Source organism: Streptomyces sp. ATLC9 (assembly GCF_057196705.1).
The window spans coordinates 1-13,813 of sequence record NZ_JBXUOY010000133.1; the positions used below are offsets into that span (position 1 = coordinate 1).

Genomic DNA, 13,813 nt, shown 5'->3' on the forward strand with positions numbered 1-13,813 from the left:
GGCGGAGGGCGGCCCCGGCGGCCCGGCGGGCGGCGTGTACCGCGTGGGCGGCGGTACGGCGGACGACGGGCCGGCCGCCGAGGGCTGAGCCCCCCGCTTCCGCCCCCGTGCGTATGACACCGCCCACAGCGGCGGACAACCGCGGGAACACCCCTGGACAGCCGATTCGGCCCTTCGGTAACTTGCGTCTGAGCAAGCGCTTGGTTTTTCCGGCCAGTTTTCCGGCTCCAGGAGGCGATGACGTGCGTCGCACGGTGTTCAACGAGGACCACGAGGCGTTCCGCGAGACCATCCGCGACTTCATCGCCGCCGAGGTCGTGCCCCACTACGAGCAGTGGGAGAAGCAGGGCTACGTCCCCCGCGAGCTCTACCTCAAGCTCGGCGAGCTGGGCGTCTTCGGCATCGAGGTGCCCGAGGAGTACGGCGGCGCCGGCGAGACCGGCTTCAAGTACAGCGCAGTCATCTCCGAGGAGACCGCCCGCGCCGGCGTCAGCTTCGGCGGCTCCGGCGTCCACACCGCGCTGTGCCTGCCCTATCTGCTGAAGTACGCCGACGAGGAGCAGAAGCGGCGCTGGCTGCCGCCCTTCGTCACCGGCGAGATGATGACCGCCATCGCCATGACCGAGCCCGGCGCCGGCTCGGACCTGGCCGGCATGAAGACCACCGCGAAGCTGTCGGAGGACGGCACGCACTACATACTCAACGGCGCCAAGACCTTCATCACCGGCGGTGTCCAGGCCGACCGCGTCCTGGTCTGCTGCCGCACCGCCCCGCCGACCCCCGAGGACCGCCGCGGCGGCATCTCCATCCTGGTGGTGGACACCAGGAGCGAGGGCTACGCCGTCGGCCGCAACCTCGACAAGCTGGGCCTTAAGTCCTCCGACACCGCCGAGCTGTCCTTCACCGATGTCAAGGTCCCCGTGGAGGACCTGCTCGGCGAGGAGGGCGAGGCGTTCTCCTACCTCACCCACAACCTCCCCCAGGAGCGCCTGGGCATCGCGGTCGGCGCCTACGCGCAGTCCGCCGCCGCCGTCCGCTTCGCCCAGGAGTACGTCAGGGACCGCACGGTCTTCGGCAAGCCCGTGGCCTCCTTCCAGAACACCAAGTTCGTGCTCGCCGACTGCCGGGCGGACGTGGACGCCATGCAGGCGGTCGTGGACCGCGCGCTGGACGCCCTGGACGCCGGGGAGCTGACCCCCGCCGACGCCGCCTCCGTCAAGCTGTTCACCACCGAGACCGCCGCCAAGGTCATCGACAAGTGCCTCCAGCTGCACGGCGGTTACGGTTACATGCGGGAGTACCCGATCTCGCGCCTGTACGCCGACACCCGTGTCACCCGCATCTACGGGGGCACCAGCGAGGTCATGCGCTCCATCATCGCCAAGTCGATGGGCCTGTGACCGGCCCGGGCCCAGGCGGCCGGGCACGGAACCGAGCAGAGGAAACACCCCTTCCATGAGCGACAACGGCACGGACGGGGGCGCCGGCCAGGCACCCCCGTCCGCCCTGCTGGACCTGGTCGGCCTGCTGGACCTGGAGCGGATCGACCGCGACATCTTCCGCGGCCAGAGCCGCCAGGCGGTCATCCCCCGGGTCTTCGGCGGGCAGGTGGCCGCGCAGGCGCTCGTCGCGGCCTTCCGCACCGTCCCCGACGACCGGCTCGCGCACTCGCTGCACGCCTACTTCCTGCGCCCCGGCGACCCGGCCGCGCCGATCGTCTACACGGCCGACCGCATCCGCGACGGGCGGTCCTTCACCACCCGCCGGGTCGTCGCCGTCCAGCACGGACAGCCGGTCTTCCATCTGTCGGCCTCCTTCCAGACGCACGAGGACGGGCTGGAGCACCAGGAGCCGATGCCGGCCGCCCCGGACCCGGAGACACTGCCGAACTCCACCGACCTGCTGCCGCGCCACGCCCACCTGTTCAGCGACCCCGGCGTCGCCGACCGCCTCGCCGAGGCGCGGGCGGCCGTCGACCTGCGCTACGTCACCCAGCCGCCGTACGCGACGGCCGGGCAGCCGCGCGAGCCGCGCTCCCAGGTGTGGTTCCGCACGGCCGGCAAGCTCGACGGCGACCTCGACCGGCCGATGCTCCACCTCTGCCTGGCCGCCTACGTCTCCGACATGAGTCTGCTGGAGCCCGTCCTGCTCGCCCACGGCCGCGGCGGCTGGGCGGTCGGGGACGTGGTGGGCGCGAGCCTGGACCACGCGATGTGGTTCCACCGCCCCTTCCGGGTGGACGAGTGGCTGCTGTACGACCAGTCCAGCCCCACCTCCCAGGCCGGCCGCGGACTGGGCCACGGCCGGATCTTCACCGCCGACGGGCGGCTGGCGATCACGGTGATGCAGGAGGGCGTGGTGCGGGTGCCGCGCGGCTGAGGTCCGCGCGGGCCCCAGCCGCCGCCGGACACCCGCCCGCCGCGCTACGCGGGCGTCAGTCCCGCCGCCGCCAGCAGGTAGGCGGTCATCGGCTCGTAGTAGCGCGGATTGATCACATGGTCGTCCAGGGGGACGGTGACCGCGAGGGTGCCCTCCGCCTCGCCGAGGAAGAGCGCCGGGTCGTTGCAGTCGGCGAAGCCGACCGTGGTGATGCCGCGCTGCGCCGCGCGGCCCGCCCACCCGTGGTCGGCGAAGACCAGGTCCGGCAGCGGCTCGCCCTCGCGCTGGAGGGCGTCGAGGATCGCGGTCATCGGCTCGGGGGAGTGGGTGTGCCACAGCGTCGCCCCGCGCTCGTGCATCGCGATGTCGGCGAGCTGCACCACCACGCCCTGGTCCGCGATCAGCCCCAGCGGCACCCGTACGATCTCGCACCCGGCCAGCCGCAGCGCGTTCGCCACCTTGCTGTGCAGATCGATCAGCGCGCCCGGGTGGCCGGTGGCGAACAGCACCCGGTGGCCGGCCTCCGCCGCCTTGCGCAGCTCGACCGCCGCCCGGTCCAGGGCGGCCACCGTCAGCTCCGGGTCGATGGTGTCCTGACCCTGGCGGTGCCCGGGATCGTCGACGACCCCGCAGCGCTCGGCCATCACCGCCAGCACGTCCTGCTCGTCACCCCAGCGGTCGCCCAGTTCCAGGCCCAGCCAGTAGTGCCGGTCGCCGTTGGCGAGCCGGCGGTAGTGGTCCAGGTTGTTCTCGCGCGGAGTGGCGACGTCTCCGGCGATACGGGTGCGGACGAGGTGGTCGATCAGCTCGGAGCGGGAGGGGGCGGCGGTTATCGGCATGGGGGCATTGTCCCCCGAGGTGGCCCGCCGGGCGATCCACCTTGGCCCGTGGCGCCCCGCCGTACGCCCGCCGCGCCCGCACGGCGCCCCACCGCACCCGCCGCCTTCTGTACGGGCCGTCCAAAAGAGGATGGCCGGCTGTCGGATCCGTACATGTCCGCCGGGGCGGGCCCCTGCCTACCCTCGGCCGCATGAGCAGCGACCAGCAGCAGCCCCGCGGACCCGTCGACTCCTCCCGCGTCCCGCGCTTCGCGGGCCCGGCGACCTTCGCCCGCCTGCCCCGCCTGGACGAGGTGGGCCGCGCCGACGTCGCCGTCGTCGGGGTGCCCTTCGACTCGGGCGTCTCCTACCGGCCCGGCGCCCGCTTCGGCTCCAACGCCGTCCGCGAGGCCTCCCGCCTGCTGCGCCCCTACAACCCGGCCCAGGACGCCTCGCCCTTCGCACTCGCCCAGGTCGCCGACGCGGGCGACATCGCCGCCAACCCCTTCGACATCCACGAGGCGGTCGAGACCGTGGAGCGGGCGGCCGGCGAACTGCTGGACACCGGCGCCCGGCTGATGACGCTCGGCGGCGACCACACCATCGCCCTGCCCCTGCTGCGCGCGGTGGCCCGCAGGCACGGCCCCGTCGCCCTGCTCCACTTCGACGCCCACCTGGACACCTGGGACACCTACTTCGGCGCCGAGTACACCCACGGCACGCCCTTCCGGCGCGCGGTGGAGGAGGGCGTCCTCGACACCTCCGCCCTCTCCCACGTCGGCACCCGCGGCCCGCTGTACGGCAAGAAGGACCTCACCGACGACGCCAGGATGGGCTTCGGCATCGTCACCTCCGCCGACGTGATGCGGCGCGGCGTGGACGAGGTCGCCGACCAGCTCCGCCAGCGCATCGGCGACCGCCCGCTGTACGTCTCCATCGACATCGACTGCCTCGACCCGGCCCACGCCCCCGGCACCGGCACCCCGGAGGCGGGCGGCATGACCTCCCGCGAACTGCTGGAGATCCTGCGCGGACTGGCCTCCTGCAACCTGGTCTCGGCCGACGTGGTCGAGGTCGCCCCCGCCTACGACCACGCCGAGATCACCTCGGTGGCCGCCTCCCACACCGCCTACGAGCTGACGACGATCATGTCCCGGCAGATCGCGGCCGGCCGGGAGGGCCGGGCATAGCGGCGATCCCGCCCGACCGCCCCGTGGTCACCGGCCGTCCGCACGGTGGCCGCGGGAGCTGCCGAGGCAGGCGTCGCAGAGTTCGACGGGCGGTGGCGGCGTCAGCGCGCGGGAGAGGACGACGCCGGTGACGGCGACACCGGCGGTGAAGGCCAGCAGGCCGAGGAACACGGTGCCCATCACGTCGTCCGGCCGGTGCGCGTGCCGCGCAGTTCGAACCACACGCTCTTGCCGGACGGTTGCAGCTCGCCGTGCCACACCGTCCCCCAGGCGGCGGCGAGTTCCCGGACTAGGAGCAGGCCGCGGCCGTGCTCGGCCTCGGTCGGTACGCCGGCTCCGGGGGAGGTGGGGGCGCCCGTGGTGTCGTCGTCCTGGACGGACACGCGGATCCGGTCTCCTCCGACCGTCGCCTCCAGGGTGAGCAGCGGCACCTTCGTGTGGAGGTGGACGTTCGAGACGACCTCGGAGACCAGCAGCCGGGCGGTCTCCGCCAGCGCCGAGTGGCCGGTGGCGTCGAGCAGTCCGGCCACCATGTCCCGCGCGACCTTCACGGTCTCCGGGATGTTCGGGGCCCGCAGCTGGCAAGTGCGGGCCCGCTGAAGCGCGTTGACGAGCACGGTGGCGGATGTCGGGTCGGTCATGGTGCCCCCTGTGAACGGATGCGGTCGCCGCTCGCGCTCGCCACCGTGGCTCTGTCGCGCTCCCGTACACGCCCAGGAGCGGGCACGGAGGGACGACCGCACTGCGGATTTACCGGCATGCGTAGCGGTACGGGTACGGACAGTAGGGTGCAAGCTTGCTTCGGCGCAAGGTTGCCCCAAAAAGTCACTCCGTCGAGTGGGCCTGTGGTACTGCTACGCAGAGACCTCTCTGAGTCACGGAAGGACGAGCCACTCATGCCCGCACGGGACAACCCCACCGTTCGACAGGTGCGCCTGGGCGCCGAGTTGCGCAAGCTGCGGGAGCGGGCAGGGAAGACGGCGCGCGAAGCGGCAGGCTTGCTCGGTACTGACCAGGGCAAGGTCAGCCACATCGAGTCCGGGCGCATCGGTGTCAGTGAAGAGCGTGTCCGGAGACTCGCGTCCTACTACTCGTGTGGAGACGGCGAGTTGATCGACGCGCTGTGCGCCATCGCGCGCGAGCGCAGGGGGCGGCACTGGTGGGAGGAGTACAGGGGCACTCTTGCTCCTGGGTTCCTGGATCTTGCGGAGCTTGAACACCACGCCACCTGCCTGCGTTCGATGCAGACGGTTTCCCTTCCCGGGCTCTTCCAGACCGAGGACTACGCGAGGGCCTTGTTCAGCGGGGCGATTCCCAGGCTGCCGACGGGTGAGATCGAGGCGCGTGTCAAACACCGCATGCGGCGGCGCATGATCTTCGAGCGTGATGAACCTCCGGTGGTCGTCGCGATCATTCACGAAGCCGCACTACGCATGCGTTTCGGCGGTCGCCGAGTCGTGCGGGCGCAACTGGAGAAGCTGTTGGAGGTGACCGAGTGGCCCAGCGTGACAGTGCGCGTCGTGCCGTTCACCAACGAGAGCTTCATCGAGGTCACGCAGCCGGTGCTCTACGCCAGCGGGGCGGTGCCGCAACTGGATACGTTGCAGATGGACACCCCGTTCGGTGGGCAGTACCTGCACGCCGAGGCCGTTCTGCACAGCTACCGGCAGTTGCTCGACATCGCGGAGGACGGTTCGCTCACCGCGGAGGAGTCGCGGCAGCTCATCCACCACATTGCGAGAGAACTGTGAGGCGCATAGGCGTGAGTGCACCGATCCAGTGGCAGAAGTCCTCCTTCTCCGGCGGCGGCGGGGAGAACTGCGTGGAGGTCGCGCGGCGGGGCGACGACGTGCTCATACGGGAGAGCGACGAGCCGGGGCTCGTCCTCGCCACGAGCCGGGCGGGCCTGGCCGCGTTCATCGCGGGCATCAAGGCCGGGGAGTTCGACCACTTCGCGCGCTGATCCCCTCGCGCTGGAGGGTGCCGACCATCGGCACCCCCAACGCGGTTGTTCCACGGCGGCCGAGGCCCGCGCCGGGCGGCGGTCAGCGGGACCTGAGGCCGTGCAGCAGGTGGTGGATCAGGTCGTCGGTCATGCCGAGGGCCTCGGCCGGGTCAAGTATGCCGCCCGCCGCGAAGCCGGCGATGCCGTGGAGGGCGGCGCCGGTGAAGAGGGTGAGGCGTTTCGGGGCGGCCTCGACGATCTCGCCGCGCCGCTGGGCGTCCGCGATCACCCGCTCGAAGACGCCCACCGTCCGGTCGACCCCGGCGGCCATCCGCTCGGCGGCTCCGGGCTCGTGCTTGCGGGCGTACATGAGGGTCAGGAGTTCGGTGTTCTCGGCGGCGAAGGCGAGGTAGGCGCGGGCGAGGCCGGTCAGGCGGGGCTGGAGCGGGAGTGCGGGCTCGTCGGCACCCTCCAGGACTCGGGCCAGCCGTTCGTAGCCGCCCAGGGCCAGGGCGTCGAGCAGGGCCTGCTTGTCCTTGAAGTGGCGGCCGGGCGCCGCGTGGCTGACACCGGTCTCGCGGGCGAGTTCGCGCAGGGACAGGGAGGCGACCCCCTTCTCCCGCAGGGTGCGCTCGGCGCTCTCCAGCAGGGCGGCGCGCAGGTCGCCGTGGTGGTAGGGGCGGCTCCGGGACATACGGTCCATCGTATCCCGATGTTGACGGCGGCATCTTTGTTGTCTTTGCCATCATTGTTGTCATCGTCTACTTTGGGGTCATGGCAACCGACCAGAGCAAGCGATGGAACACCGACCTCCTCCCCGGTCTCACCGGCCGCACGGCCGTCGTCACGGGCGCCAACAGCGGCATCGGACGCACCGCGGCGGACGCGCTGGCCCGCGCGGGCGCGCATGTGGTGTTCGCCGTGCGGGACGTGGAGCGGGGCCGCGCGGCGGCGGCGACGGTGGACGGCAGTACGGAGGTGCTCCGTCTGGACCTGGCGGACCTGTCCTCCGTGCGCGGTTTCGCGGAGGACTGGCAGGACCGCCCCCTGGACCTGCTGATCAACAACGCCGGTGTGATGATGACCCCGCGGCGGCGCACGCGGGACGGCTTCGAGATGCAGTTCGGCACGAACCACCTCGGCCACTTCGCGCTGACGAACCTGCTCCTGCCCCACGTCACCGACCGCGTCGTCACGCTGGCCTCCGCCGCGCACCGCTGGGGTGGCGCGAGAATCCGGTTCGACGATCCGAACATGGAGGCGGGTTACTCCCCGCAGGGCGCCTACGCCCAGTCCAAGCTGGCGAACCTCCTGTTCACCCTGGAACTCCAGCGCCGCCTGACGGAGTCGGGTTCCCCGGTCCGCGCCCTGGCCGCCCACCCCGGGTACGCGGCCACCAACATCCAGAGCCACGCGGCGAACCCCCTCGCCCGCGCCGTCATGCGGTTCGGCAACAGGTTCCTCGCCCAGGACGACCGGGCGGGCGCCCTGCCGACCCTGTACGCGGCGACGGCCGCCCTGCCCGGCGCGAGCTACGTCGGCCCGGACGGGGTGATGGAGGCGCGGGGCGGGCCGACGCTGGTGGGGCGTAGCGCGGCGGCGAGCGATCCGGTGGCGGCGCGGCGGCTGTGGGCGATGTCGGAGGAGATGACGGGAGTCCGCTTCCCGGTGGTGCCCGCGAGGCGCTGAGGCGCCCGCCCGGGCGGACGGGGTGGTCGCGGCGGCTGTCGCGGGTGCAACTGCTTTCGGGGATGCGGTCGCGGCACTTCACGGCGCGTCGCGCCGTGGGCTCCGCCGACCCCAACCCCTTGCTTTTCGGTCACCTTTGGTGCGGTGCGTATCCGGACGTATGCACAGTGTTTCGAATCCGGTGAAGGTGATCGATCGTAACGTCGCTGGTGATCGCTACGTCGCCCCTGTACCCCCGGGGGTTACGGCAGGCTACTCATTTAACACGCAACGTTACTCGAAATGATCGTCGAAGATGCGTCCGGCGTCGCTTCCCGACAGACTCACATTCGCTGTCCGTTACGCCCCGACGGAAGGACGCGTCATGCGGAACACGGTGAAGTGCGCCCTGGTGAGCGGCCTGCTGGCCGCGGGCACGCTCGCCCCGCTGTGCGGTGCGGCGCTCGCGGCGCCGGCGCCCCGCGCGCCCTCGGCGCTGGTGCTCGCCGCCGCGCCGGAGCGCACGGGGGAGGCGGGCGGCGCGGACGCGCCGGTCTGCGCCCCCGAGGAGTCCGGAGGCCCGGGGAACTCCGGGAGCCGTTCCGCGCCGGGGATCCTCTGCGCGTGGCCGGACGGCACGGAAGGATACGGCACGGAGGTGTTCGCCATCTGACGAAACCTTCCGGCGGAAACCGGGGTCCCCACCGTCTGGGACCCCACTGAAGCGGCCGGTCGCCGTGCACGCCCCGGACAGGCGGCGCGAGCGGTCCGGCGGGCCCCGTGGTCGGCCTCCTCACCGCGGGGCGGGCCGATCGAGCGGACGGGCGGGGGGCTGGTCCTGTGGGGGGTGCCGGCGCGCACCGCCCGTCCACGCCGCGGCCCACCAGGGGCGCGGTCCGGAGAGTATGCCTGGCTCCTCGGGCCGCGCCCCCTTTGCTCGCCTCCGAGGTGGATCAGACGGCGACGACGGTGAGCAGGCGATCGAGCCCCTTGAAGTCATCGGGGTTGCGAGTGAACAGCGGCAGACCGTGGATTGAGGCGATCGAAGCGATCATCAGGTCCATGCGGCGCGGCCGCGGGTCACGTCCGATGGCGATCGTCAGTGTCACAAACGTGCCGTAGCGCGCTGTGGCTTCCTTGTCGAAAGGGAGGGGTTCGAAATCGGCGGTGGCCGCGGCCAGTACTTCGCTTCGCGCCGCCCGGGCGGCCGGGTCCCTTGCCACGGCGACTCCCTGGTGCAGTTCGGCAAGGGTGACGGCGGTGAGTTCGGGGACAAGGGGGAGTCGCTCGGCCGGCAGCAGGCCGAGATCGATGTACGCGCAGGTGTCGAGAACTCCTGCCTGGTGGCGGTCAGCCACGATGACGCTCCCAGGGGTCCTCGTCGCCGACACGGTCCTCCCCGCCGAAGAACTCGTCGGCCTCCTTCCGCATGGCGGCGTAATCGATGCGAGGCAGTTTCCGATGTTTGGCCACCAACTCCTCCGCGGTCATCTTGCGCCTGCGCGCGAGAGGGCGCAGCTCGGCGATCTCTATGCCGTTTCTGGTGATGTGGTAAGTCTCGCCCGCTTCGACAGCGTTCATCACGGCGGCGGAGTTGTTGCGGAACTCGCGCTGATTGATGACCTTCATGGAGGCAGTGTAGCACCGAGAGTCACAAGGTGCTACATCTGCTTCGGTCAGTCCGCCCTCCCTCCAGCGGGATGAAATACGGTCGCCCGCGCGTTGATCCACCGGTGCAGTGGACACACAGGGCGACACGCGGTCGCAAACGGCGACGCACGACCAGCGGGAGGTAACCGGAAGTGGCGGGTACGCGGGCGGGGGAGACCGGGAAAGCCGGGGACACGGGGGAGGCCGGGGACGCGCGGCGGCCGGGCTGGGCACGGCGGCTGACCGCGTACTGCTGGCGCTACCGCCGCAACGTGCTGCTGTCGCTGGGCGCCTCGCTCGCCGGCATGGCCGTGATGGCGCTCGTCCCCCTGGTCACCAAGGTGGTCATCGACGACTTCATCGTCGACGGAGGCACCGGCGGCGGAGGCGGGCTCGGTCTGTGGATCGGGCTGCTGGTCGTCGCCGCGGTCGCGGTGTACGGGCTGACGTACGTGCGCCGCTACTACGGCGGCAGGCTCGCGCTCGACGTCCAGCACGACCTGCGCACCGAGATGTACGACTCCATCGCCCGCCTCGACGGGCGGCGGCAGGACGAGCTGTCCACCGGCCAGGTCGTCGGGCGCGGCACCAGCGACCTCCAGCTCATCCAGGGTCTGCTGTTCATGACGCCGATGATGATCGGCAACATCCTGCTCTTCGTCATCTCGCTGGTCGTGATGGTCACCCTCTCGCCGCTGCTGACGCTGGTGGCGCTGGCCGTCGCGCCCGCCCTGACGTTCATCGCCCGGCGCAGCCGCGACCGGCTCTTCCCCGCCAGCTGGTACGCCCAGGCCCAGGCCGGCGCCGTGGCGGGCGTGGTGGACGGGGCCGTCGGCGGTGTGCGCGTGGTCAAGGGCTTCGGACAGGAGGAGCAGGAGACCGGCAAGCTGCGCTCGGCCGGGCGCGAGCTGTTCGCCGCCCGGCTGCGCACGGTGAGGCTGAACGCGCGCTACACCCCCGCGCTGCAGGCCGTACCCGCCCTCGGCCAGGTCGCGATGCTCGCCTTCGGCGGCTGGATGGCCACCCGCGGCCAGATCACCCTGGGCACCTTCGTCGCCTTCTCCACCTACCTCGCCCAGCTCGTCGGGCCGGTGCGGATGCTGACCCTGATGCTGACGGTCGGCCAGCAGGCGCGGGCGGGCGTCGAGCGCGTCCTGGAGCTGATCGACACCGAGCCGGCCATCCGGGAGAGCGAGGACGCCCGCGAGCTGCCCGCCGACGCCCCCGCCACCGTCGAGTTCGACCGCGTCGGCTTCGCGTACGACACCGGCCCCGAGGCGCGGCCGGTGCTGGAGGACTTCTCGCTGAGCATCTCGCCCGGCGAGACCGTCGCCGTCGTCGGCACCTCCGGCAGCGGCAAGTCCACCGTCTCGCTGCTGCTCCCGCGCTTCTACGACGTGACATCCGGCGCGGTGCGGGTCGGCGGCCACGACGTGCGCGAGCTGACCTCCGCCTCGCTGCGCGCGGCCATCGGCCTGGTGCCCGAGCACAGCTTCCTGTTCTCCGACACCGTCCGCGCCAACATCGCCTACGGCCACCCCGACGCCACCGACGAGCAGGTGCGGGCCGCCGCGCGCGCCGCCCAGGCCGACGGCTTCGTCTCCGACCTGCCCGACGGCTACGACACCGCCGTCGGCGAGCAGGGACTGACCCTCTCCGGCGGCCAGCGCCAGCGCATCGCCCTGGCCCGCGCCATCCTGTCCGACCCCAGGCTGCTGGTGCTGGACGACGCGACCTCCGCCGTGGACGCCCGCGTGGAGCACGAGATCCACGAGGCGCTGCGCGGGGTGATGGCCGGCCGCACCACCCTGCTGATCGCCCACCGCCGCTCCACCCTCTCCCTGGCCGACCGCATCGCCGTGCTCGACGGAGGGCGGCTGGTGGACGTCGGCACCGACGCCGAACTCCAGGAGCGCTGCGAGCTGTACCGCGGGCTGCTCAGCGACCCCGACGAGCTGGGCGGCGTCGAGCGGGACCCGGCCGGGCGGGCCGCCGCGGCCCGGGACGCCTCCGGGGCGGGCTCGCAGGACGGCGAGTCCGACGGCCGGGTCGACGGCGTCACCCCCGACCTGTGGATCCGGGAGGGGGACCCGGAGGACACCACCGCCACCACCCCCGGCGCGCCCCCCCCCCCCCCCCCCGGGCCCCGCGTCGCGGGAGCCCCCGCGCGGGGCGGCCCCCCGCGCGGGGGGGGGGGGGGGTGGGGGGGGGGCGGCGGCCGCCCCCCCCCCCACCCCCGGGATGCTCGACAAGGTCGCGGCCCTGCCCCCGGCCACCGACACCCCCGACATCGACGAGGAGCGCGCCGCGACCGCCGAGTCCGCCTACGGGCTGCGGCACCTGCTGCGCGGCTTCCGCGGGCCGCTGCTGCTGAGCCTGCTGCTGGTCGTGATCGACGCGGCCGCCGGACTGCTGCTGCCGGTCCTGGTGCGGCACGGCATCGACGAGGGCGTCCAGCGGGCGGCGCTCGGCGCGGTCTGGGCCGCCTCGGCGCTGGCGCTGGTCGTCGTGCTGGTGCAGTGGGCCGCGCAGACCGGCGAGACCCGCGCCATCGGCCGCACCGGCGAGCGGATCCTCTACACCCTCCGCGTCAAGATCTTCGCCCAGCTCCAGCGCCTCGGGCTCGACTACTACGAGCGCGAGCTGACCGGGAAGATCATGACCCGGATGACCACCGACGTGGACGCCCTGACGACCTTCCTGCAGACCGGGCTGGTCCAGGCGATCGTCGCGGTGCTGACCTTCTTCGGCATCATGGTCGCCCTCGTCGTCATCGACGCGGGGCTGGCGCTGGTGGTCCTGGCGACCCTGCCGCCGCTGGTGATCGGCACGGTCTTCTTCCGCCGCCAGAGCATCAAGGCCTACGAGCTGGCGCGCGAGCGCGTCAGCGGTGTCAACGCCGCCCTGCAGGAGGGCGTCGCCGGTCTGCGGATCGTGCAGGCGTTCCGCCGCGAGGAGCGCGACGCGCGCCGCTTCGCCGAGCTCAGCGACGGCTACCGGCAGGCGCGCGTGCGCGGCCAGTGGCTGATCTCGGTGTACTTCCCCTTCATCCAGTTCCTCGCCTCCCTGGCGACCGCCGCCGTGCTGGTCGTCGGGGCGAACCGGGTGGGCGACGGCACGCTGACGGCGGGCGCGCTGGTGGCCTACCTGCTCTACATCGAGCTGTTCTTCGCCCCCGTGCAGCAGCTCTCGCAGGTCTTCGACGGCTACCAGCAGGCGGTCGTCTCCCTGGGCCGCGTCCAGGAGCTGCTGCGCGAGCGGACGACGACGCCGCTGCCGGGCGAGCCGCGCGAGGTGGGTCGGCTGCGCGGCGAGATCGTCTTCGAGGACGTCGCCTTCCGGTACAGCGCCGACAGCGCCGACAGCGCCGGCGGTGACGGCGGCGGGGCCGGGGAGGGCGGCGGGAACGCGCTGTCCGGCATCGACCTGAAGATCCCCGCCGGGCAGACGGTCGCCTTCGTCGGCGAGACGGGCGCGGGCAAGTCCACGCTGATCAAGCTGGTCGCCCGGTTCTACGACCCGACCTCGGGCGCCGTCCGCGTGGACGGAGTCGATCTGCGCGAGCTGGACCTGGCCGGCTACCGCCACCGGCTCGGGGTGGTGCCGCAGGAGTCGTACCTCTTCCCCGGCACGGTGCGCGACGCCATCGCCTACGGCCGTCCCGACGCCACCGACGCCGAGGTGGAGGCCGCCGCGCGGGCGGTCGGCGCGCACGAGATGATCGCCACGCTCTCCGGCGGCTATCTGCACCCGGTCGCCGAGAAGGGGCGCAACCTCTCGGCCGGGCAGCGGCAGCTGATCGCCCTGGCCCGCGCGGAGCTGGTGCGCCCGGACATCCTGCTGCTGGACGAGGCCACCGCGGCCCTGGACCTGGCCACCGAGGCACTGGTCAACCAGGCCACCGACCGCCTGGCGGGCCGCCGCACCACCCTGGTCGTCGCCCACCGCCTCACCACGGCCGCCCGCGCGGACCGGGTGGTGGTCCTGGACCACGGCCGGGTGGTGGAGGACGGCACCCACGCGGAACTGCTGGAGCGCGACGGACGGTACGCACAGCTGTGGCGCACCTACGCGGGCGTGCCCGCGGGCGCGGGGGTGTGAGCGGGCCCCTCCACCGAGCGCTTCCCCGCCGCTGAGCGCGCCCCCCGGGCACAGGGGGGCGC

At 72.6% G+C, this 13,813-nt stretch carries 13 protein-coding genes and 1 pseudogene; 8 read left to right on the plus strand and 6 right to left on the minus strand.

Going from position 1 to position 13,813, the window contains the following annotated elements; translation table 11 throughout:
* Positions 1–242 precede the first annotated feature (242 nt).
* Both AC2CJA_RS15250 and AC2CJA_RS15255 read left to right on the plus strand, forming a co-directional pair.
* Positions 243–1,400: an acyl-CoA dehydrogenase family protein gene (locus AC2CJA_RS15250; protein WP_484603246.1), complete on the plus strand. Its 1,158-nt coding sequence runs from the start codon at positions 243–245 to the stop codon at positions 1,398–1,400.
* 55 nt (positions 1,401–1,455) lie between these two features.
* Complete coding sequence (locus tag AC2CJA_RS15255; RefSeq protein ID WP_484603247.1) at positions 1,456–2,379, plus strand: acyl-CoA thioesterase; 924 nt, start codon at positions 1,456–1,458, stop codon at positions 2,377–2,379.
* Positions 2,380–2,423: 44 nt separating this feature from the next.
* On the opposite strand, the gene AC2CJA_RS15260 is transcribed toward AC2CJA_RS15255, so the two are convergent.
* Positions 2,424–3,218 (minus strand): phosphatase, encoded by a 795-nt coding sequence (locus tag AC2CJA_RS15260; RefSeq protein WP_484603248.1) that lies wholly within the window; start codon positions 3,216–3,218, stop codon positions 2,424–2,426.
* A 191-nt stretch (positions 3,219–3,409) separates the two neighbouring features.
* Between AC2CJA_RS15260 and speB the strand changes: the two genes are divergently transcribed.
* Complete coding sequence (gene speB, locus AC2CJA_RS15265; protein ID WP_484603249.1) at positions 3,410–4,387, plus strand: agmatinase; 978 nt, start codon at positions 3,410–3,412, stop codon at positions 4,385–4,387.
* A gap of 27 nt (positions 4,388–4,414) precedes the next feature.
* Here the strand turns inward: speB and AC2CJA_RS15270 are convergent, their stop codons facing one another.
* Positions 4,415–4,567: a hypothetical protein gene (locus AC2CJA_RS15270; protein ID WP_484603250.1), complete on the minus strand. Its 153-nt coding sequence runs from the start codon at positions 4,565–4,567 to the stop codon at positions 4,415–4,417.
* On the minus strand, positions 4,567–5,028 hold the full coding sequence (locus AC2CJA_RS15275; RefSeq protein WP_484603251.1) for an ATP-binding protein: 462 nt from the start codon (positions 5,026–5,028) through the stop codon (positions 4,567–4,569). Before AC2CJA_RS15275 ends, AC2CJA_RS15270 begins: the two co-directional genes overlap by 1 nt.
* A gap of 255 nt (positions 5,029–5,283) precedes the next feature.
* Here AC2CJA_RS15275 and AC2CJA_RS15280 point away from each other — a divergent pair, with 255 nt between their 5' ends.
* Positions 5,284–6,138, plus strand: a complete 855-nt coding sequence (locus AC2CJA_RS15280) for a helix-turn-helix domain-containing protein (RefSeq protein WP_484603252.1) — start codon at positions 5,284–5,286, stop codon at positions 6,136–6,138.
* 11 nt (positions 6,139–6,149) lie between these two features.
* Positions 6,150–6,350, plus strand: coding sequence for a DUF397 domain-containing protein (locus tag AC2CJA_RS15285; protein WP_484603253.1), 201 nt, complete (start codon positions 6,150–6,152; stop codon positions 6,348–6,350).
* A gap of 82 nt (positions 6,351–6,432) precedes the next feature.
* Here AC2CJA_RS15285 and AC2CJA_RS15290 read toward each other — a convergent pair whose 3' ends face one another.
* On the minus strand, positions 6,433–7,035 hold the full coding sequence (locus AC2CJA_RS15290; protein WP_484603254.1) for a TetR/AcrR family transcriptional regulator: 603 nt from the start codon (positions 7,033–7,035) through the stop codon (positions 6,433–6,435).
* A gap of 71 nt (positions 7,036–7,106) precedes the next feature.
* Here AC2CJA_RS15290 and AC2CJA_RS15295 point away from each other — a divergent pair, with 71 nt between their 5' ends.
* Together AC2CJA_RS15295 and AC2CJA_RS15300 are read left to right on the plus strand one after the other, a co-directional pair.
* A complete protein-coding gene (locus AC2CJA_RS15295; RefSeq protein ID WP_484603255.1) occupies positions 7,107–8,021 on the plus strand; it encodes an oxidoreductase in 915 nt (304 codons plus the stop codon).
* 364 nt (positions 8,022–8,385) lie between these two features.
* Entirely contained in the window at positions 8,386–8,673 is a 288-nt protein-coding gene (locus tag AC2CJA_RS15300; RefSeq protein ID WP_484603256.1) for a hypothetical protein, read from the plus strand.
* 280 nt (positions 8,674–8,953) lie between these two features.
* On the opposite strand, the gene AC2CJA_RS15305 is transcribed toward AC2CJA_RS15300, so the two are convergent.
* Together AC2CJA_RS15305 and AC2CJA_RS15310 are read right to left on the minus strand one after the other, a co-directional pair.
* Complete coding sequence (locus AC2CJA_RS15305) at positions 8,954–9,358, minus strand: PIN domain-containing protein (RefSeq protein WP_484603257.1); 405 nt, start codon at positions 9,356–9,358, stop codon at positions 8,954–8,956.
* The gene (locus tag AC2CJA_RS15310; protein WP_484603258.1) at positions 9,351–9,629 is read right to left on the minus strand and encodes a type II toxin-antitoxin system Phd/YefM family antitoxin; all 279 of its coding nucleotides are present in this window, start codon (positions 9,627–9,629) and stop codon (positions 9,351–9,353) included. Before AC2CJA_RS15310 ends, AC2CJA_RS15305 begins: the two co-directional genes overlap by 8 nt.
* Positions 9,630–9,889: 260 nt before the next feature.
* Between AC2CJA_RS15310 and AC2CJA_RS15315 the strand changes: the two are divergent.
* A pseudogene (locus tag AC2CJA_RS15315) lies at positions 9,890–13,751 on the plus strand (ABC transporter ATP-binding protein).
* Positions 13,752–13,813 lie beyond the last annotated feature (62 nt).